General features: G+C 45.5%; 13 protein-coding genes. 9 read left to right on the forward strand and 4 right to left on the reverse strand.

All coding sequences use genetic code 11. The features are described from left to right. On the reverse strand, nucleotides 1-582 hold a 582-nt coding region (locus VFK44_09485), incomplete at its 3' end, for an aminotransferase class I/II-fold pyridoxal phosphate-dependent enzyme (protein HET7628605.1). Between the two features lie 180 nt (nucleotides 583-762). Between VFK44_09485 and VFK44_09490 the strand changes: the two genes are divergently transcribed. Continuing rightward, nucleotides 763-954 carry a hypothetical protein gene (locus VFK44_09490; protein HET7628606.1) on the forward strand — a complete coding sequence of 64 codons (192 nt, stop codon included), beginning with the start codon at nucleotides 763-765 and terminating at the stop codon, nucleotides 952-954. A 30-nt stretch (nucleotides 955-984) separates the two neighbouring features. On the opposite strand, the gene katG is transcribed toward VFK44_09490, so the two are convergent. Next, on the reverse strand, nucleotides 985-3,189 hold the full coding sequence (katG, locus tag VFK44_09495; protein ID HET7628607.1) for a catalase/peroxidase HPI: 2,205 nt from the start codon (nucleotides 3,187-3,189) through the stop codon (nucleotides 985-987). A 419-nt stretch (nucleotides 3,190-3,608) separates the two neighbouring features. Here katG and VFK44_09500 point away from each other — a divergent pair, with 419 nt between their 5' ends. The 7 genes from VFK44_09500 (at nucleotide 3,609) to VFK44_09530 (ending at nucleotide 16,712) form a co-directional block, all read left to right on the forward strand. After that, the gene (locus VFK44_09500) at nucleotides 3,609-5,813 is read left to right on the forward strand and encodes an FUSC family protein (protein ID HET7628608.1); all 2,205 of its coding nucleotides are present in this window, start codon (nucleotides 3,609-3,611) and stop codon (nucleotides 5,811-5,813) included. Nucleotides 5,814-5,862: 49 nt separating this feature from the next. After that, entirely contained in the window at nucleotides 5,863-6,528 is a 666-nt protein-coding gene (locus VFK44_09505; protein ID HET7628609.1) for a YdeI/OmpD-associated family protein, read from the forward strand. Between the two features lie 137 nt (nucleotides 6,529-6,665). Beyond that, complete coding sequence (locus tag VFK44_09510; GenBank protein HET7628610.1) at nucleotides 6,666-8,477, forward strand: histidine kinase N-terminal 7TM domain-containing protein; 1,812 nt, start codon at nucleotides 6,666-6,668, stop codon at nucleotides 8,475-8,477. Beyond that, nucleotides 8,477-9,073: a response regulator transcription factor gene (locus tag VFK44_09515; GenBank protein HET7628611.1), complete on the forward strand. Its 597-nt coding sequence runs from the start codon at nucleotides 8,477-8,479 to the stop codon at nucleotides 9,071-9,073. The genes VFK44_09510 and VFK44_09515 overlap by 1 nt, the downstream gene beginning before the upstream one ends. 172 nt (nucleotides 9,074-9,245) lie before the next feature. Beyond that, complete coding sequence (locus VFK44_09520) at nucleotides 9,246-10,859, forward strand: leucine-rich repeat domain-containing protein (protein HET7628612.1); 1,614 nt, start codon at nucleotides 9,246-9,248, stop codon at nucleotides 10,857-10,859. 131 nt (nucleotides 10,860-10,990) lie between these two features. Then, nucleotides 10,991-16,030: an Ig-like domain-containing protein gene (locus VFK44_09525; protein HET7628613.1), complete on the forward strand. Its 5,040-nt coding sequence runs from the start codon at nucleotides 10,991-10,993 to the stop codon at nucleotides 16,028-16,030. A gap of 70 nt (nucleotides 16,031-16,100) precedes the next feature. Further along, on the forward strand, nucleotides 16,101-16,712 hold the full coding sequence (locus VFK44_09530) for a class D sortase (protein HET7628614.1): 612 nt from the start codon (nucleotides 16,101-16,103) through the stop codon (nucleotides 16,710-16,712). A 192-nt stretch (nucleotides 16,713-16,904) separates the two neighbouring features. On the opposite strand, the gene VFK44_09535 is transcribed toward VFK44_09530, so the two are convergent. Further along, entirely contained in the window at nucleotides 16,905-17,300 is a 396-nt protein-coding gene (locus VFK44_09535) for a hypothetical protein (protein ID HET7628615.1), read from the reverse strand. Nucleotides 17,301-17,457: 157 nt separating this feature from the next. After that, complete coding sequence (locus VFK44_09540; protein ID HET7628616.1) at nucleotides 17,458-19,347, reverse strand: Ig-like domain repeat protein; 1,890 nt, start codon at nucleotides 19,345-19,347, stop codon at nucleotides 17,458-17,460. A 661-nt stretch (nucleotides 19,348-20,008) separates the two neighbouring features. Here VFK44_09540 and VFK44_09545 point away from each other — a divergent pair. Continuing rightward, on the forward strand, nucleotides 20,009-21,439 hold the full coding sequence (locus VFK44_09545) for a circularly permuted type 2 ATP-grasp protein (GenBank protein HET7628617.1): 1,431 nt from the start codon (nucleotides 20,009-20,011) through the stop codon (nucleotides 21,437-21,439). Nucleotides 21,440-21,441: the final 2 nt, after the last annotated feature.

Here is a 21,441-nt window from a genome sequence, read left to right on the forward strand (position 1 = left end):
TGCGGCGGATTTTTGATAATAAGGCAGTACCTCCAAAAGACGAGCGCCATCGAGATGCAACTTAATGTCATGATTGCGGCAATGCTTTGAAATTTGCTCGAGTGTTTCGAAACTCGGCAATTGGCCGCCGATTTCACGCTGAGGCAGTTCCAGCAACAGACACGCAATTCCATCCCCCATGTTCACAACATCATCCAGTTCGATGACACGGTTTTTGTCAGCAAGTAAAACGGTTTCGATTTGATGCAATTCCTTCAAACCGTCTTCCTCGTGAATCTCTAAATGGCTGAGTGGATGATAAGCGACTTTTTTTGCGTTCTTTTCATCACACCAAATGCGCAGAGCAATTTGTTGCGCCATCGTTCCGCTTGGGAAAAAGACGGCGGTCTCCTTGCCGAGGAATGCCGCGATTTTCGCTTGAAAATCTTCAATCACAGGTCCTTTTCCATAGATATCACTTTTGAGTTCGCCGTCCATGTTTTGAAAAGCTTTCTTTAACACTTGAATATCGCGTTCCCCGTGACCCGCCAATCGATTTTTTGTCTGCATGTAGGATTCTTTTAAGGTATCGGTTTCGTTCATTGTGGAGCCTCCTGCAACATGATTTCTTAGGCTCATTTTACCTGACAATGCTTAAATGGAGAAATGTTTAGACGATTTTTAAAAAAACTTTGTCTCATTCTCTTTACAAATGTGTTACAAAGTGAGAGAATGGTTGTAACATAGTTGTAACGTTATTGTAATAAAAGAGGAGGATGCAAAGTGGAGGAACGTATCTATAACACAGCAGTATTAAAAAATCAGTCGGAAGGGTTTGCTCGCTCTGTTTCCCAAGAGCAAAACAGCGAAAGCTGGGAAAGAAAAGCGGGCAAGATGGATTCGCTTGAGTTCTTTTGGACAGTCAGTGGTGCAGTGGTGATCGGAGCCAGCGTCTATTTGTTGTCGTTGATATAAACATAAAAAAAGCACCTTAAGGTGCTTTTTTTATTTCAAGTCGAAACGGTCGGCGTTCATGACTTTCACCCAGGCGTTAACAAAGTCGCGCACGAATTTTTCCTTGTTGTCGTGTTGGGCATACACTTCTGCATAGGCACGGAGGATCGAGTTGGAACCGAAGACGAGATCGACGCGTGTGGCGGTGCGAACCACTTTGCCGGTTTTGCGGTCGCGTCCTTCGTAACGATTAAAGCCGGCCGGCTTCCATTCGATGCCCATGTCCAGCAGATTCACGAAAAAGTCATTCGTAAGGGTACCGAGGCGATCCGTAAATACCCCGTGCTTCATGCCTTTATAGTTGGCACCGAGCACACGCATGCCGCCGATCAGCACCGTCATTTCCGGTGCGGTCAGGCCGAGCAGCTGGGCTTTGTCGACCAACAATTCCTCTGGGCTGACCGCGAATTCCTTCTCCTGATAGTTGCGGAATCCGTCCGATACCGGTTTCAGCACGTCGAAGCTTTCCGCATCGGTCATCTCGTCCGTGGCGTCGCCGCGTCCCGGTGCGAACGGTACCGTCACGTCAACACCGGCGTCTTTTGCGGCTTTTTCCACCGCTGCGCTGCCGCCAAGTACAATCAGATCGGCCAAACTCACTTTTTTATTCAATTCGTCCTGAATTTTTTCATAGACAGAGAGCACTTTCGCCAGTTGTTCAGGCTCGTTGGCTTCCCAATCTTTCTGGGGAGCGAGCCGGATGCGTGCGCCATTCGCTCCGCCGCGCATATCGGAGCCGCGGTACGTGCTGGCAGATGCCCAAGCCGTTTTGACGAGCTCACTGACGGTGAGGCCCGAATCAAGGATTTTCTTTTTCAAGTCTGTGATTTCTTCATCACTCAGCTCATAGTCGACTGCGGGAATCGGATCTTGCCAGATCAAATCTTCTTCCGGCACTTCTGGTCCAAGGTAGCGCGATTTCGGTCCCATATCGCGATGGAGCAGCTTGAACCATGCCCGGGCGAAAGCTTCTTCGAATTCATCCGGGTGCTCGTGGAAATGGCGTGAAATTTTTTCATAATCCGGGTCCATTCGCAACGCCATGTCGGCGGTTGTCATAAAAGTAGGGACTTTCATTGTGGCATCTTCGGCATCCGGGGCCAGATGTTCCTCTTTCGGGTTGACCGGTGCCCATTGATTGGCGCCTGATCGGCTTTTCGTTTTCTCCCATTCGTAGCCGAACAGCAAATCGAAATACCCGTTGTCCCACTTCGTCGGATTAGCGGTCCAAGCGCCGTCGACGCCGCTCGTGATCGTGTCGCGGCCTTTGCCGCTGCCGTGCGAGCTTTTCCAGCCTAAGCCCATCTCCTCGATTTCTGCGGATTCCGGATCCGGTCCGACTTTTTCAGGATCGCCGGCTCCGTGCGCTTTTCCAAAAGTGTGTCCGCCGGCAATCAGCGCGACGGTCTCATAATCGTTCATGCCCATCCGAGCGAAGGTTTCGCGGATGTCTTTTGCGCTGGCAACCGGGTCCGGTTCGCCGTTCGGTCCTTCCGGATTCACGTAAATAAGCCCCATTTGAACGGCTGCCAACGGATTTTCCAGCTCGCGATCTCCGGAATGACGGTTATCTCCGAGCCATTCCGTTTCATTGCCCCAATAGACGTCTTCTTCAGGATGCCAGACATCCTCGCGTCCGCCGCCGAATCCAAAGGTTTGCAAACCCATGTCTTCAAGCGCAACGTTACCTGCGAGCACAAGCAGATCCGCCCATGAAATGTTGTTTCCGTATTTTTGTTTGATCGGCCACAACAACCTGCGGGCTTTATCCAAGTTGGCGTTATCCGGCCAGCTGTTGAGCGGAGCGAAACGTTGTGAACCGGTTGCCCCTCCACCGCGTCCGTCACCGACTCGGTAAGTACCAGCAGAATGCCACGACATTCGGATAAAGAGCGGTCCATAATGACCGTAATCAGCCGGCCACCAGTCTTGGCTCGTCTTCATGAGCTCGCGAAGATCCTGCTTCAATGCCTCATAATCCAGCTTCTTGAATGCTTCCGCATAATTAAAGTCTTCATCCATCGGATTCGTCTTTTTATCATGTTGATGAAGGATGTGCAAATTCAGTTGGTTCGGCCACCAATGTTTATTCGTTGTCCCGACTTTCTTCGTCGTTACTGCACTTTCTTCCTGGCTATTTCCGTGCGATACAGGGCATTTTCCAGCTTCACTGTCATGCATCTGGTTGTGATCCATGTGCAATTCTCCCCTTTGCAATCACTCAATTTAGAATCACCTTCAGATTATAATTATACTAAATAAATAGACGGATGAGAAGAAAAACATTTCAATACAAAAATGGACAATGGATTGTCTCGGACGTGTCAAAAGGCTGCTGTAAATCTTGGGGCAAGGATACTTGATTTGATCGTTTACATGTTTATTAATATCGATGGTTTTTCACTACATTTTATGAAAAATAAGCAGCTGCATAGAACGATATGCTTTCTATATGTAAGTGCAGGATTCTTGAATGAGATTTCACATGGATTATACTTGGAAGTAACCATATGAAAACAGCTTAAATGCGGCACGCGTCTTAGATGATAGTGACGACCTGCCCAGTTGAGTGGAGGCGTTTGAATGAAGAAAGATCAATTGGATGGACATCTCCTTTGAATAAGTTCACTTGGATCTCAGGTTGGTTGACGGAAGCGTGGGATCGTTTGGTGGCATCGGATCCAGGACTCACCCGTTTGCAGATGGCAGGTTCTGCCGCGACTGGTGTCGCGAGCGCATTGTTGATTGAGTTTCTGTTTGCGGCGCTCGTTCATGCCGAAAAAATGGGGACGATTATTTTTATGCTGCTCGGCGCCATTGTTACGATGATGGGGATGATGGCCCTCAACGGACCCAGGATTTGGCCGAAGATTCGTGTCGCCGTCTTTTTCCCTGTGGCCATCGGCATTGGTTTGTTATGCGGTGTTTTCGTGAGCGGGAATACCGATCTCATGCTAGTCATTTTCGTGGTGATTATGTTTGCCGCGGTGTTTGTTCGCCAATACGGCATTCCTTTTTTCTTTTACGGTTTCATGGGTTGGATGGGCTATTTTTTTGCGATCTTCACGCATGCAAAACTGTCCATGCTCCCGATGTATATCGTGGCAATCATCATAGGGACCTTGTGGGTGCTGTTGTTGTCATCAACATTGATGCGCACGAATCCGCCAAAAAATTTACGCCGAACACTTTCGTCTTTCAGCTCTCGCTCCCGCACGATGATTCGGGATTGTGCCGACGTCTTGCTCGCCTCAGACGAAAAACAACGGCAACGGTTAAAGCGGAAGCTGCACGCCACCCAAGTTAAGGTCTCGGAAGCGGCATTGATGGCCGAAGGATGGACGGCCGAACCTGGTGCGTTACCGGAAGATACATCCGGACCTTCTTTACGTAGGCTTTTAATTGATGTCCAACACGTGTTGGATCGGATTGCTGATGGTTCGCACACTTTGATCGCCAGTCAAAATGACGAGGTCATTGGACGAGCTGCTGAAATTACTGAACATTTGGCGCAGCGGGAGGATGCAGCGGTTAAAGCGGAGGTTGAAGCTTTCATTCAATATTCGCAGGAAGCAAAACAAAACGGAAACGTGACGAACGTACAGGATGGAAAGAGTGTTCATTTAGCCGTCATGCAATTTTCCGAAGCCGTCATGGAATTTATGAATTTGTCGGAACAATTGAGAACCGGTCATTTAGACAAAGATGCAAGTGAAGAAGAGATCGATGAATTTGAACCGGTGGTCGGGCTCTTTTTCGGGAATTTGTCTGGATCCCCCGCCATCGCACGCGAAGTTTCGGCACGCGGCGCGGGTTGGAATCCGTTGGCACGCATGAGTCTCGTCAACCGCCAAGCGCTGCAAGTGGCGGTTGCCGGCGGGTTGGCGATTTGGCTTGGACGGGAATTGTCGCCCACCCGTTATTATTGGGCGGTCATTGCCGCATTTGTCATGTTTACCGGAACCGCGACAAGATCAGAAACTTTTTTAAAAGGACTCAACCGGGTACTTGGTACGCTCGTTGGGTTGATTGCCGCGATCTATGCGGCACATCTGACTGCCGGACACATCCTTTGGGTGCTCTTTACGATCGTCGCCTGCATTTTTTGCGGGTTCTATTTGATCCGGTTGTCCTATGCTTACATGATTTTTTTCATTACGATTATGGTTGGGCAATTGTACAGCGTCATGCATATGTTCTCTCCGGGATTGCTTGTGTTAAGATTTGAAGAGACCATCATCGGTGCCTTTGTAGGTTTTATCGTGGCGCTTATTTTTGTGCCGTTATCGACGCGCGATACGATTCGGCTCGCACGCAATAATATGTTGAAAGGTTTAAGCGAGTTGCTGGAGGCTTCTGCCGAGAAACTTTCGAATCCAGAAAAACAGGTGAACTTGGATGCATTGACTTTGACGTTGGATGACCGCATACGTCAGCTGTCGCTTGTGGTCAAACCGCTCACAAGTATCATTATGAGAAGACAAAATTCACGTGTGCGCCATCGTGTGGCGCTTTACGCTGCGATTGCTAATGATGCTCGTGCATTGACGGTCGCCTTGCGTCGGCCGGATACGGCAGCGGCGGAAGAACTTTCGTCTGCTTGCACAAATTTGGCGAAAACCGCATCGCAATTGACAGAGCATGATCCATCAAACGCGCAATCAACAGCAAAGGATAAAATCGCTGAGGCTGAAAAAATTTTGTTTGGCGACATGTCCATCAAGCCGAACGAATGGGCAGTCCATCCGATTTACACCCGCATTTTGCAATTGAAACGTTTGTTGCAAGAGCTATGTGAAAACCCGGCGGACCCCTTGTAGAAAGTTTTGCGGGGGATCCGGGTCATTTTATTCCAGGAGGTGGTGCTCCATGGCGAAGACTTTCGTGGAGAAGTTGAATTTGCAAAAATATAAGCGCGTCGTCGTGCTGGGGATGCCAGAGAATCAGGATTATTTCACGGGGTTAATAAATTATGATACCGAGTTGGCAGAGGATGCCTGCGATTTGATTTTTGCATTTGTGTTGGACGTGGAGGCGTTAAAAGCGACGGTCAACCGGGTCATCGAAAACGATCACTTGGAGGCGAACGGTTATCTGTTTCTCGCTTATCCGAAGAAAGGCAATAAACGATATGAAACGTATATACATAGGGATGAATTATTCAAACACCTCGGTGCTGATAAAGAAGGATATGTCGGAAAAAGTGATTTGAAATTCTCTCGCATGGTCGGATTGGACGATGTTTTCACTGTTGCAGGGTTGAAGCGTGAGGATCGAAAGAAGAAACGGAATTCAACGAAAACGAGTCAACGGGTCGACGATTATATCGAAAAAATTGCTGATATCGAGCAAGATTTGCGGGATACGCCGGACTTGCTTGCTTTTTACCAATCGTTGACGCCTGGATATCAGAAAGATTGGGCGCGTTACGTATACAGCGCAAAGCAAGAAGCGACAAAGCAAAAACGCCGGGAAGAAATGAAGAAAATTCTTGGCGCCGGCTACAAAAGCCGCGACCTTTATCGCAATCGATGAAGAGGAACTGTGTTGTTTTCCATCTTTCAAGGTGGAATTTTTTTATTGAAAAAATCAAAAAATACTCAAAAATATGAAAAATATAGTAAAATGGAAAGGGATATGATAAAAAAGTTGAACCGGAGGTTCATACTCGAATGGGCTATAACCAGTATTTATCTGTGTTATTGATAGCGATCACATGTTGTCTCCTGTACATAGCTTATCTTGCATGGCGGAAAAGGGAACTTCCGGTTGCGCTGAGCTTGTGCATCGGAATGTGCGCAGGCGCTTTTTATTCTTTCGGTTATGCCTTTGAACTGATCAGCTCCAACCTGGACCAAATTCGTTTTTGGCTCAGGATTGAATATATTGGAATTTCAATCGGTCCATACATGTGGTTTATTATGGTGTTGCAATATACCGGTCATCGCGCACTGCTGCGAAAATGGATTTTGGTGTTGCTGGCCGCCGGTCCCGTCTTTACATTGCTAAGTGAATATACGAATAGGTGGCATCATTTATTTTATAAAACGATGGCCATTTCGAGGTCAGAAGGTTTTCCGCTCGTTTCGACGACTCCAGGTCCTTTTTATCTTCTTCATGTCCTTTATTCATACATTCTTGTTGTCATTGGCATGTGGTTGTTGAGTCGAATGTATCGAAGAACGACCGGTTACATGAAAAAACAAGTCATTTTTATGATGATCGGATCGGCCGGTCCGTACGTGATCACTTTGGTTTATTTGAGCGGCATTTTAGGATCTCCGATCGATATTTCTCCTTTCGGGTTTCTTTTTTCGGGGATTTTCTTTACGTGGGGCATTTATCAATATCAAATGTTGAAATTGGTTCCGCACGCGTTGAACAAAGTTTTCAACTCGATGAAAGATGCCGTAATCGTGTTGGATTTGGATAACAGTATCACAAGTTTCAACAAGTCAGCGAAGCAAATCTTTCGGGGTTTAAACGATCGAAAAGTTATTGGTCAATCCGTTACATACGTACTTGCCGCTTACCCGGAACTAATTGCAGCCATCGCGCAGGGAACCTCTTTACGACAGAAAATCAAAATCTCACATGACAACAACATCAAACATTACCAAATGCACGTCTCGGAGGTTTATGGCAAGGAACCTAACTGCATTGGAAAGATGGTTTTGTTGACCGACATCACCGAGGCTGTTTTTGCTGAAGAGAAACTGGTCGCCAATGCAAAACAATTAAGGGAAATGAATGCTTTTAAAGATCAATTGTTTAAGGTCATCGCCCATGATATTCGAGATCCGCTTTCGATTCTTGTCAGTTTGATGGAAATTTTGAGAGAGGAAATGGAAACCTGTGGGGACAAACATGAGGAAATCGCTCATTCCATGGAACAGCAAATTCAAAAAACATTTTCCATTGCCGAGCATCTGCTTGATTGGTTCAGGAGTCAACAAGGCGGGCTGATGTTCGACCCAATTGTATGGCGTTTGACTGAAGTTGTTCAGAAGAATATCGAATTACTACATATTCAAAGCGAGCGAAAACGCATTCGCATCCAGTCGGAGATCTCGGACGATATAATGATTTACGGCGATAAAGAGATGCTCGATTTGATCATCCGAAATCTTTTATCCAATGCGGTGAAATTCACTCACGAAGGCGGGCGAATCGAGTTAAAAGCGGTTCAAGACGGCGACAAAGTCATCGTTTCCATCGAAGATACCGGAAAAGGCATAGGACCGGACCAAGTCCACGGTTTGCTGAAGGGGCAAAAATTTAATTTAACACCTTCGATGGGGACCGCCGGGGAACGGGGAATTGGAATCGGGCTAACGCTATGCAAGGAATTTGTCAAAATCAACGGCGGGGATTTGTGGTTCGAAAGCACGCCTGAACAAGGAAGCACCTTTTATTTCTCGATTCCCGCTTCCGAAGAAAAACCGGCGACAACCCGTAGAATGAACCGGGAGGAGGCACAATGATGAAAGCTGTAATCGTCGATGACGAGTTGGCCATGCACTTAATCATTAAAAGAATGCTTGGCAAGTTTCATCAGGTTGAAGTGGCAGCCTGTTTTCAGGAGACGGCATCCGCTTTTTCGTATATCCATAGTCATCCTGTCGATTTGGTCTTTGTAGATATTCATATGCCTGGGGAGAGCGGTCTCGAGTTCGCGAAGCGGTTAAGGGATAATGATTGGGAGATGAAAATCGTTTTTGTGACGTCACACAAGGATTATGCTTTACCCGCTTTTTCCGTGTACGCGTATGATTACATTGTGAAGCCGCTTTCGCAACAACGGTTAGATGAAACAGTGGAGCGTGTGCTTGCCGAAGGTGAAGGTACAAATCCCAATCCTCACGGAACGGTTTCTCCTCTCATCGAGCCATTGACAAGACGGGAAACGGAAGTGCTTCAGTTGATGAGCAATGGTCTCTCGAATAAGGAGATTGCTGAGAAGTTCAAGTTATCGGAGGGGACGATCAAAAACCATATCGTGAACATATTCGGGAAACTGCAGGTGAAGAACCGGGTCCAAGCAACCATTAATGGCAAAAGGTATAAGCTCATTCGCTGATCCTGTGAAAGTTGTAAAAGGTTGAAGGAAAAGAGCCGATCGGCTCTTTTTTTGTTGGAACAAAGGATGGAAACCATGACTTTAGTTACATCTTTTTTGTCGAATAGGGGGGTATACTCGTATAGGTAAAATGAAACATGATCAAAATGAATGTACGAAAGAGGTTTTGTTTATGAAAAAGAGAAGGCTGCAGGTTTTCATCACTATTTTAGCATTAGTCCTATCGTTTGGATTTACCACTCAATCGCCGAAAGCTGACACGAACACAGATGAAAACACAACGCAACCAACAGGGGATACAACCACGACAGGAGATTCCGCTCAAACAACAGATAAATCAACAGACAAAACGCAATCGACGGACCCAACACAAACAACTGAAGTCACAACTCAATCAGCAGATGAGGTTGTGGTTTTTAAGGACGCTAACCTTGCCCAGGCTATTCGTAGTCAGTTGCAGCTTAAACAAGGCGAAGATATCACCAAAACCGACCTCGCAAAAGTCAATTATCTTTTTACAAAAGACATTTCCAACCTTTCCGGTTTAGAGTATGCGAAAAACTTAGTGATGCTGGGAATATCAGACGGATCCATCAGCGATCTCATCCCCTTAAAAAGCTTGACAAAGCTACAATCTTTGAATCTCTCAGGAAATAAAATTACCGATATCAGTGTATTGACACAAATACCAAATCTGACAGTGGCCAATGTCGCCGACAACCCACTGAACTTCAACCCAGGATCCGCTGCATACAACGATCTTCAGACTTTGGTCGGAAATGATGTGCGTGTCTATCATGACGGCATGGTTCACTTTACAACCAAAAAGGTGACCAAAAACGCGATTACGGTAGGATGGACCATAGACCAATCAGACGGAATGCCTCATCTTTTCACACTTTCTTTGAACGGGAAACCGGTTAAGACGATTGATTTAGTCAAAAAGGCTGAGTCCGAACATACATTTACCGGTTTGAAAGAAGGACAGACGTATGATATCGAACTCAGCACGTATTTTAATTTAATCGCAAGAGACAACAAAGTGACAAAGACTCTTCATGTGAAAGCGGAAGACATTCAACCGCAGCCACAAGTCACTGTCAAACCTGCCGTTGGCGGCCAATTGGCAACGATTGGTGATCAAAATATCGACGCAGTGAAAACAGGGGGGACACTAGAGATCGATTTGAAAAACTACACACAAGATCAAGTCAATGTGAAATTGACCGCTGCACAAATCAAGAACATGCAAGAGAAAAATATCGCCGTCAAAATCAATAAAGGAGACGCCACAGTCAGCATCCCGACCCAACTGTTGGGAGATGACCAGGACGTCACAGTAGCTGTTGACAAACTTGAGCCTGTTGATGGCGCACTTTCTGCAACCTATGACTTTACGATTAAAACGGCGAGCGGAACCATTTCACAGTTTTCCGAACCCGTTACTCTTACATTCCAAGTAGACCCGAAGAAAGTAACGAATCCTGACAATGTAAAAGTGTGGTACTATAACACGTCAACTAAGAAATGGGAGTTAATTGGCGGCACCTACTCCAACGGAGTCGTGACGGCTCAAACGCATCACTTTAGTACGTATACGGTCTTCGAAAAGAATGATAAACCGTCGAGTAGCTCGAACGAAACGAGTGCTGACTCGGGAAACGGTACCGAAAATGAACTTCCGGAAACGGCAACGAATACAATGAACTTTCTAGGGTTCGGTGCCTTGTTGATTCTTTTGGCTGTGACGCTCTTATGGTTCCAACGAAGAAAACAAAAAGCTTAACGCGATAAAAGGAGTTGTCCCAAAGTTCGTTCTTTTGGGTCAGCTCTCTTCCCTTTTCTTGATTTTTATTCCAATTTGTTGTGTGTTTTGTCGATGAATCTCAGACGCCTGTATAGATAAAGGAGAGTTCAATGGCCAAAAGAATGAATAAAATATTGAAGATCGTCATCGTGTCTCTCGTCACATCTATGACTTTGATGCCCACCTATTTAGCCAGGGCGAATACACAGGAGATGTCGACTTTAGGAGACACACCAACAGCGTGGCCAGAGGTATTTACGCCCTATACGCAAACGGACGGGACGCCAATTTTTGATCCTGGTGCTGACGTACATCCCATCGATGTTGATATCACGAGCGGGGTTGCTAAAGGTTACGGAAATTTACCGTCGATGTATATAGCCTCAGACGGCACAAATTTATTTGTGAGATTTAGATTAAAAGGGAATCCATACGACCGAAAAGGAGGATTTCTTTCTTCTGTATGGCTCATGAAGTTAGCTGTTAACGGAGTAACGAAAGCAACGATTGGATTAGATGGGAAATCTCCGCATTTTGATTATGTGTATGTGGCCAATGCCGACGGAACTAAGGTTCAGCCTATTTACATAACGCCGACAGATGGGGGGAACACAGTTCCGGGAACAAGAATTACCGAGGCGGAGAACAGGCAATACTTTTTGGACTTTCAAGTCCCCATTCAAAGAATAATAGATGTCGCCCCTGAAGTGACGTTGTCAACACCGATGCAGTTCTTTCTTGGAACCTCAAAAGCTGCCAATTTGACCGTGATCAACAAAGAATGGATGGATACAAACAGCAGTGATGGAGAAAAGGTTAGTTTTAACGGCTTGTCTGAATGGATTTTGGATCAACAACCATTAACGGTCGTCATCAATGGCGGTGGCAGTAAGGAATATAATGCAACCACAGGTTTTACGTTGTCGGGAATGACTTCACTGGAAAGCGGAACGGCCACGGTTGATATTGATGGAACTACGTACATGGCAACCATTGAAAGCAATAATTGGCATTTAGATTTACCTGAATCCGTCTCGGGTGTAAATGGTGTTTATACGGCGACCGTTACCGTCTCGGATTTGGGAGAGACAGCAACTGCGACACAAGAAATAACGATTGATACGGGTTCGGACGGGTTAATCACCATTGACGGAGGGGCAACGGCAACGACGAACAGCGTGAATCCTATAATAACCGGAACCGCCGGTGGAAGTAACGGTTCCAAGGTTCAATTGTTCGTTCACAATCAGGCCGATGCCACGAACCAGAGTGATGTTGAAGGAAGTGCAAATGCAAACAACGGAACATGGTCGACCAGTGTCGCTTTGCCTAATCCTGTCGATGGACAGGTGTATACGTTAGTTGCTAAATACACCAACAGCAATGGCACAACAACTCTTGCAACGACAAGTCAAGAGTTAACCTATCAATCTACGGCGGCGTCAGTTTCTTTTCCGACGGTCGGTATTGATACTGTCACTGGAGATGCCATTCCCAACATTAAGGGCAGCAGTACCGGAGCTGATCAAATCGAGGTGCAAATCGATGGTGTAATTGTTGGTATTGTTACTCCTGCGGCAGGAGGTTCGTGGAGTATATCGCTTGAAAAGCCATTCGCAGAAGGTTCTCATGAAATAAAAGTGATTGCGAAAAACAGTTATGGAAGCGCAACAGCCAAAACGACGTACACGATCAGCAGTACGGCCATCAGTATCGACAACGGAACGGCCCTGGTGACGAATGACAATCAACCGACCATTCAAGGGAATACGAATGCTCCGGATGGAACGATGATAACTGTAAAAATTGGGAGCGAAACCTATCAAGTAAAGGCATTGAACGAAAGATGGGTTTTGGAATATCCTTTGGATCAATATTTACCTGACGGCACTTATCCAGTAACAGTCACGGTTGGTGAAGCGAGTGCAAACCAGACGTTAACCGTTGATACATCAACATTTGTTACGATAACCAAACCAAGCGATGGGTCATCCACATCGGAGACGAGTCCCTTATTATCGGGGACGTCTGAAAAAGCAGCAACGGTTGAACTGATTTTAACAAATACGGAGGGCAAAGCCGCCTTTATAAAAAATGTAACCGCTGCTCAAAATCTTTTGGATCCCAATAAAGGGGATTGGATCGCTGCTTTAGCAGATGGTTTACCTGTAGGGACTTACACTTTAACAGCAACGGCTTCCGATAGAAATGCCAACGAGGCGGTGGAAACGAGTTCATTTACGATTACGTCAACAAAGATCAGTATAGCAAATGTTGATCCTGTGACAGCCACAGTGTCGAATGGGACGAGTGAAGCGGAAGCGAAGGCAGCGCTGGGGATAACGGTGGAGGTTACTTTAGAAAACGGAACAAAGCTTGAGGTGCCGATTACTTGGAGTACCGAGGCTACCCCGAATTATGACGGCAGCACAGCCGGAGATTATGTGTACACGGGAACGTTCGGGACGTTGCCGGAGGGCATAGACAACGCGGGGAACGTGGCGGCGCCGACGGGAACGGTGACCGTCGGAGCGCCAGCAAAAGTAAGCATTCAGAGTGTATCAAATGTGAAGAAAGTCGTCGCAAACGGGACAAGTGAAGCGGAAGCGAAGGCAGCGCTGGGGACAACGGTGGAGGTTACTTTAGAAAACGGAAGCGCGATCTCGGTTCCCATCACTTGGAGTACCGAGGCTACCCCGAATTATGACGGCACCACAGCCGGAGATTATGTGTACACGGGAACATTCGGAACGCTGCCGGAGGGAATAGACAACGCGGAAAACGTGGCGGCTCCGACAGGTACGGTGACTGTGGAAGCACCACAAACGGTAAGCATTCAGAGTGTGTCGAATGTGAAGAAAGTCGTCGCAAACGGGACAAGTGAAGTGGAAGCGAAGGCAGCGCTGGGGACAACGGTGGAGGTTACTTTACAAAACGGAAGTGTGATCTCAGTTCCCATCACCTGGAGTACAGATGCCTCACCGGAGTATGATGGTAACACTGCCGGAGATTATGTGTACACGGGAACGTTCGGGACGCTGCCGGAGGGCATAGATAATGCAGAAAACGTGACGGCGCCGACGGGAGCGGTGACCGTCGGAGCGCCAGCAAAAGTAAGCATTCAGAGTGTGTCGAATGTGAAGAAAGTCGTCGCAAACGGGACGAGTGAAGCGGAAGCGAAGGCAGCGCTGGGGGCAACGGTGGAGGTAACGTTAGAAAACGGAAGTGTGATCTCAGTTCCCATCACCTGGAGTACAGAGGCCTCACCGGAATATGACGGCAGCACAGCCGGCGATTATGTGTACACGGGAACGTTCGGGACGCTGCCGGAGGGCATAGACAACGCGGGGAACGTGGCGGCGCCGACGGGATTGATTACGGTATTAAAGGCGTTGAGCAGTGAAAAGCAAATTGTTTCAACAAAATTTGGAGAGGTCGATGCTGCAAATAATGTAACAGGTGTTCCAGCCGGAACCCAAGTCAGTGATTTTCTAGAAGGTCTCATGGTTTCAAAAGGTACAAAGATCGAAATGGTAAATAAAAACGGCGTAATCGTAGAAAATCCTGAAATAACGGATGTAACGGGTGATATGATCATTCGTATTAAAGCTGGAGATGGCAGCGTATCCGAACATTCCATTTCAATCGTTTGGCCGGTTGTGCTTCAATTAACCTCCGATCCGAAAAGCATTGTTGGGGATGGAAAATCACAGGCGACTTTAAAAGCTGTTTTACATGATTTAAACGGGAATCCCATTTCTCACGTGGAAGTTCAGTTTGTTGCGGAAGTAGGGACATTGTCAAAGGAAATGGTGGAAACGAATCATCATGGCGAAGCAGTGGCGACCTTAACTTCTCCGCGAATGATTGGAACGGAAGCCATCACTAAACATGTCAGAGTTATTGTAGTTGACCCGGTCAGAGGCATATCGGCTAAGGATGAAATAGCCATTCATTTTCAACCGCCAATCATTGTTGGACAAGTTCTGGATGCCAATGGAAAGCCCATTGCAAATGCAACTGTCTGGATTATGGTCGACGGTGAAAAAATAAAGGCAGTCACCAATCGTAACGGTAAGTATAGGATTACCGTCCCTCGCAGTGGAGATTACACGGTTCATATCAAGGTAGCAATGCTTGTGGACGGACAAGAGGTCATCTCCACTTTTACTCAACAGGCAGAAGTAAAGTCGACGGGACAAAGTGAGCTATACAAACCGGACCGAAAAGTGAGCGGACAACTTTTCGTGAATACGAGAAATCATCAAATCAAAACCACTCAAGAAATGTTTCCTGACGGGAAATTATCTGTCCATGTACTAAATGATCCAAATGGTCTCATTCAGGCAAAGATTAATCAGGCTGGGAAGTATGAATTAACAGGTTTTGAACCCGGAAAAACTTATCAAGTGGTTTTCAGTATTGAAAAGAATGGAGAAAGTTTGGCAGGTAAACTTTCTGAAATTACAGTTGGGACGGACGGTCAAATCGTCGTTGTGAATGAATTAATTGATCCGTTTGGCATTGTCACAGATTCGAGAACCGGTGATCCTATCCCAGGAGTTACCATGAAGATCTACTGGGCGGACACCCAATTGAACAGGGACAAGGGTCACACACCCAACACTTTGGTAGAACTGCCAACGTTGGATCACTTTCCGCCAAATCAAAACCGTAATCCGCAAATCACAACGGAGGTGCTAAAGAGTCATCTAGGGGTTGGGAACTATGCCTGGATGCTTTTTGCAAACGGTGATTATTATATCATTTCCGAAAAAGATGGATATACCACCTATGACAGTCGTCAAGATCTAAAAACGGATACTCAAGTTGGGGATAGCTGGATTCGAAACGGGACTATTCATATTGGACACACCATGATTCGTTACGACATTGCAATGAATGCTTTGCATTCGCAGCCTTCATCTACTCAAACCGATGAGCCGAAAGAAGCAACGGTTAAAGAAATCGATACTCCGCAACCTCAAGACGAAGGAACTGCGAATACGGAGATCGGAAAGATGGAAAATAAAGAATTGCCGAATACAGCCACTCGTTTGTATGACAGACTGTTCATCGGTTTAGTCATGATGGGTTTAGGCATTTTATTGATCGCTTTAAAGGGTCGAAAAGCCGAAGGAGAAGAATGAAAGATGAGCATGCCAAAGAGTCTTATCACTATGGATGAAAATTTTATCAAACAAATTAGAGGGTGATTGAATGGTTTGGGGGAAGAGAAGCAAGCTCTCGTTCACTAAAATCTTCTCCCTCCTTCTTTTATTAGGAGGGAGTGTGTTTCTCGTATTGGGGATCACCGGAATCTGGACCCAGCATGTTTCCGTGGGAAAATCGTTGCAAGAGGCAAAAACGATTACCATGGTAAATTCCCCGCGTCCTAAGGCGGAAATCGAAACGACAGTAGATACTTTTGTTCCTAAAATCGGTCAGGTGCTAGGCTTGATAAGCCTGCCCAACGACAAAAAGTTACCGATCATTCAAGGGACCGAAACGCCCCAATTAAAAAAAGGTGTCGGTCATTACTCGAAAAGCTCTTTTCCGGGACAAGGGAGTCAAGTGATTTTATCAGGGCACCGAGACACGGTTTTCTCCCATTTAGGGGAATTGAAAAAAGGGGATCAAATTAGGGTTAAGTTACCGTACGGATCCTTTACTTACACCGTAGACCACACAACAATCGTCATGGCTGACAACCAGGAAGTCATTCATCCTACCGACCGGGAAGAACTTGTATTGACCACGTGTTACCCCTTTTACTATATTGGCAATGCGCCGAAACGATATATCGTTTATGCTTATCCGGTAAAAGATTAAGTCGATTGTCGAGAAACTGAAAGAGGGCGTAAAAAGCATTATTGAAGCGACGTGTAGAAGTTGCCGAAGAAAAAAAGTTGGCCGGATTAAATGGTAAGGCTGCAAAACGGTTTGAAATATCCATCGTCAGAACTCGTAAAATCATGGGACCCGAAAGGGCTCTTTTTTTTAGAAGGCTGTTTTCCAGTGTTATCAATCTACTAGACCCTCACCGATATACTTAAAGGTATCCTTATCAGCATAAACAATCATATTATTTGGACTTCTGGATTTATCGTTTGTTGGAAAATCAATCGCATAAACTTCTTTTCCTTCGTATGCCTTGTCCTTAACTAGATTCATCATATTCTTTCTTAAAGTTACTGTTGATACCTTACCGTCTTCCCAAGTGCCGTTAATGCGTTCTTTTTGCGGTTCAGATAGTTGCCCCCAAACAACTTCTCTTACATCCTTTTTAGTATTGCTTTGTTCTTGGGTATAATCAGTATTTGGGTCCGCATTATTACTTTCTTGTCCGTTTTGATTAGAACAAGCGAATAATCCTAATAAAAGAAATGCAGAAAAGGCTAAAAAAGGAATTTTCTTCACCCGATAATCCCCCCTTACGGAATTAGACACATTACCCTCTTTAAAAGTTTCAATACAAAGTCAAAAAGTCTTTATTTTTCTTAGACGGAAAAAAAGAGCACTTCGCTTGAAGTGCTCTCTTGTATGTTCACCAATTACCATTACTTGCTGTGTTTCCTTACTTGCCGTGCTTTCCCTGATCATGAGGGACTTCCACAGTTTGCGTTACGGATGTGCTGTTGCCGGCTTTATCGGTAACGGTATACGTAATCTTGTAAATTCGACCTGTGCCCTTTCCTAAACGTTCGGCGCGCAAGGCAAACGTTGTATCGTTCGTACCAAAGTCGGCGTTCTGGATATCGTTTGCTTTGTCCCCGTTGTTGACTTGATCGGCTTCATTGCTCGTAATTGAACGGAGAACAACGGAAGCCACACCTGAACTTTCGTCATCGGCATCTACCGATGCGTCAATCGGAACCATTTTATGATTCGGAGACCACAACATTGTTTTACTGAGATCGACCGAGAGCGTCGGAGTCGTTTTATCGAGTTTTACGGTTATTGTATGGCTCGCCTCTTGATTTCCAGCTTGATCGACACTGTAATACTTCACTGTATGAACCCCTTCACTATGAATCGATACGGATGTACCGGTTTGAAGGTCACCGTTGTCAATAGTGTAATACGTTTGAACTACCCCAGATTCGTCGTCGCTTGCTGATAAATCAATGGAGAAATCATGGTTTTGCCAGCTTGTTGGCGCATTATCCGTTGTCTCGGGAGCTGTTTTATCAAGTTTAACGGTCACCGTATGGCCCGCCTCTTGGTTCCCCGCTTTATCAACACTGTAATAGCTCACTGTATGGACGCCTTCCGTATCAATGGAAACCGATGTACCGGTTTGAAGGTCCCCGTTATCAACAGCGTAATAAGTTTGATCAACGCCGGATTCGTCGTCGATTGCCGTCAAATCAATCGAGAAATCATGATTTTGCCATTCCGTCGGCGCATTGTCAGTTGTTACAGGGGCTGTCGTATCTTTTTCGATCTCTTTGATTACATCATCAAAGTCGCGTTCATCTAAACTCGAATAATAAGTAAATGTTTTGCTTTCTCCAGGAGCGAGTTGACCTGAGTCCCAAGTCATTGTGATAGCAATGTCGCTTGTAATGCTTTGTCCCTTTCGTGTTGGTGCATCATAAGCTCTTGGGTCATAAGGGTTCGTATTAAGAAAACCAAAAATAGAAGCTCTTGCTGCTGGATCGTTTGAGTAGAAAAAGAAAGGCGCCCTCGATCCAGTCATTTGATAGTATCGGTCATTGCTTTGTGCTTCTGCTTTTACAACCGCTTTGCCATCCTCAGCAACGGTTTTCGTAACAGTATTGACTGTTGTAAAACCAGTATAACTGCTGCCGGCGAAAACGGTATTGTCAGGATCAAAAGAGCGCATGTAACGAGCGCTGTCCCATGTTTGAGCGGTTAAATTCGTAAGCGTTACTTCATTCCGATAAAATTTGTCGTTAACATTAAAACTGATCACTTGTGAGACTTTCATCCTGCTGGACCAAGTGGATTCGATATTTGCTTTGAGCAGACCTTCTTCGATCTTGGACTCATTCGTGACAGTGGTCGGCATATTTTTGGATCGCATTAAAGCACTGTTTGAATTTGTGTAAATCGCTCCGTTTACTTTATAACCTACAGCAAAACGTTCTTCTGGAGTGCCTGGCAAGTAATAATCAATCGGGAGATCGTATCCTTTTCCATATCCGTCAAAATCAGCACTCATGCCAACCCTGTAACTGCCGTTGGTCCCGCGGAAATGGCTCGGTTTTGGGCCTTCAGTGCCTAAATCCCCCCAGTTGCTAATGCCTAATTCGATATAGTTACCGCCGAGAAAGAGCTCCGTTCCATATGCTCCGCCATATGCAGCACGTGCCCCTGGTGCATTGGGATATGCTGAAGTGCCATCATCCGCGTTGGCTGTATGGGTGGTAGAAACACTCGTTAAGACGCCTAACAAAACCGCCGTCAGAACAGCCAAATTTTTTTGTAACCGTTTACCCATTGTTTTCCTCCTTTTTATACAACACAACCAATGTCCTTGCCCTTGTTCCTGTTGGACACTCCCCCCAGCATGTTTTGCCTGCCCGACAGTTTTGTAATGAGCAGATGGTAAAAATAGGAAAATAATCATTACTTGTTGACTAACTTATTAATGGTTCTTTTCTACTATATTTCTTTGGGGGTTGATTTTGATGTATCAAAAGTCATGGTTTCATAAATGTTTATTTAAGTTCGTGATTTGCGTTAAAATGGAACATTGAGATAGACGTATGCGATAATCAATAGCATAATAGAATGAATTAGAGGATTTTGTAGACGGGGAAGTGAACGATATGTTGTTGTGACAAGTCTCATTTTTGCAGTTGAAGCACATGTAATAGCGTTTCTTAGTTTCATGTATTGTGGGCTGTCCATTCCTGCAGTATTTTCCTCCTTCAATTCGTTTCATTTTTCAAAAAAAAGGGTAAGTTTAAAAGAATAATCATTTTGATATCGATAAATTTATCGGAATGTTCAAGAAATAAACCCCTCTGAAAAGCTTCCCATCGTTCAAATTTCGAATCTCCAATGGTTTTAAGCATGTGGAAAGATTGAGGAACATGTCACTTTAGACAAGTGATCCCGTTCGAAATAATAAAATAAAAATAAGGAGGTTTGGCGGTATGCTGACAGATTACGTGGTTCGCCATTATTTTGATGAAATGATGGAAACTAAAGGTGTTCCGAGAAAACATTATGATTTGTTTTATACGAAAATCAATGAGATGTCAGCGAAAGAGCTGAAAGAGCGTTATGATCTCGCACAATCCGATTTTCTTTTCAACGGGATTACGTTCACGGTTTATTCAGGAAATGAGGGAATTGAGCGAACGATTCCGTTTGATTTCGTTCCCCGGATTATTCCTCAAGACGAGTGGAACGAGTTGGAAGTCGGATTGAAGCAACGTATTCGGGCATTGGATGCTTTTCTCGAGGATATTTATCACGATGGCCATATTTTGAAAGACGGCGTGGTTCCGCGGGATTTGGTTGTGAATTGCCCGCATTTTTTTCACCAGATGGTCAACACGAGATTTCCACGAGGAAAACATATTTTCATGGCCGGCATTGATCTGATTCGCGATGAAAATGGAAACTATCGTGTCCTTGAAGATAATTTGCGAAATCCGTCCGGGCTTTCCTACGTTTTTCAGAGCCGTTTTGTCATGCGGAAGACGTTTCCGGAATTTTTTCAAAATTATTCAGTTCGGCCGCTGGAGCAGCAGTTTTCCGATTTACTCGCCTCGCTGCAATATTTTTCCCCCGACGGAACGATAGATCCGAAAGTGGTGTTGCTGACGCCGGGCATATACAATTCCGCTTATTACGACCATATGTTTTTGGCTCAACAAATGGGAATCGAGCTCGTCGAAGGACAGGATATGCTTGTTTCCAATCGGAAAGTTTATATGAAAACAACGAAAGGACTACAGCAAGTGGATGTCATCTATCGAAGAATCGATGATGAATTTATCGATCCACTTGAATTCCGCGGGGATTCCTTGTTGGGTGTGCCTGGGTTAATGGATGCATATAGAGCGGGAAACGTCTCGGTTTTAAATGCGATCGGGAACGGTGTGGCCGACGACAAAGCGGTCTACCATTACGTTCCTGACATGATTCGTTATTATTTGAATGAAGAACCTTTAATTCAAAATGTTGAAACGTATTACTTGAACGACCCTGACGTAAGAGCCTATGTTTTGGATCATCTTGACGAACTTGTCGTCAAGCAAAAAAACGGTTCTGGAGGCTACGGGATGTTGATTGGTCCTCATGCGGAGCCGGAAGAAATTGAGAAGTTTCGCCAACTGATCAAGCAAAATCCAGATACTTTCATCGCCCAGCCGACCATCAAGCTGTCCCGGTCTCCATCCTTTCAAACCGATCGATTTAACAGCTGTCATGTCGATTTAAGAGCATTCGTGTTTAACGGAGATGAACCGAAGGTGTTTCCAGGAGGTTTGACGCGCGTCGCATTGAAAAAAGGATCGCTCGTCGTCAACTCTTCTCAAGGCGGCGGTGTAAAAGACACATGGGTGCTGCATGATTAAAT

The organism is Bacillales bacterium (assembly GCA_035700025.1).
Lineage (GTDB): Bacteria > Bacillota > Bacilli > Bacillales > DASSOY01 > DASSOY01.

What these genes read in the sequence shown, in the direction of transcription:
- katG (HET7628607.1), bottom strand. Translation starts at nt 3,189, where the DNA reads ATGGATCACAACCAGATGCATGACAGTGAAGCTGGAAAATGCCCTGTA.
- VFK44_09505 (HET7628609.1), top strand. Translation starts at nt 5,863, where the DNA reads ATGGCGAAGACTTTCGTGGAGAAGTTGAATTTGCAAAAATATAAGCGC.
- VFK44_09510 (HET7628610.1), top strand. Translation starts at nt 6,666, where the DNA reads ATGGGCTATAACCAGTATTTATCTGTGTTATTGATAGCGATCACATGT.
- VFK44_09515 (HET7628611.1), top strand. Translation starts at nt 8,477, where the DNA reads ATGAAAGCTGTAATCGTCGATGACGAGTTGGCCATGCACTTAATCATT.
- VFK44_09520 (HET7628612.1), top strand. Translation starts at nt 9,246, where the DNA reads ATGAAAAAGAGAAGGCTGCAGGTTTTCATCACTATTTTAGCATTAGTC.
- VFK44_09525 (HET7628613.1), top strand. Translation starts at nt 10,991, where the DNA reads ATGGCCAAAAGAATGAATAAAATATTGAAGATCGTCATCGTGTCTCTC.
- VFK44_09530 (HET7628614.1), top strand. Translation starts at nt 16,101, where the DNA reads ATGGTTTGGGGGAAGAGAAGCAAGCTCTCGTTCACTAAAATCTTCTCC.
- VFK44_09540 (HET7628616.1), bottom strand. Translation starts at nt 19,347, where the DNA reads ATGGGTAAACGGTTACAAAAAAATTTGGCTGTTCTGACGGCGGTTTTG.
- VFK44_09545 (HET7628617.1), top strand. Translation starts at nt 20,009, where the DNA reads ATGCTGACAGATTACGTGGTTCGCCATTATTTTGATGAAATGATGGAA.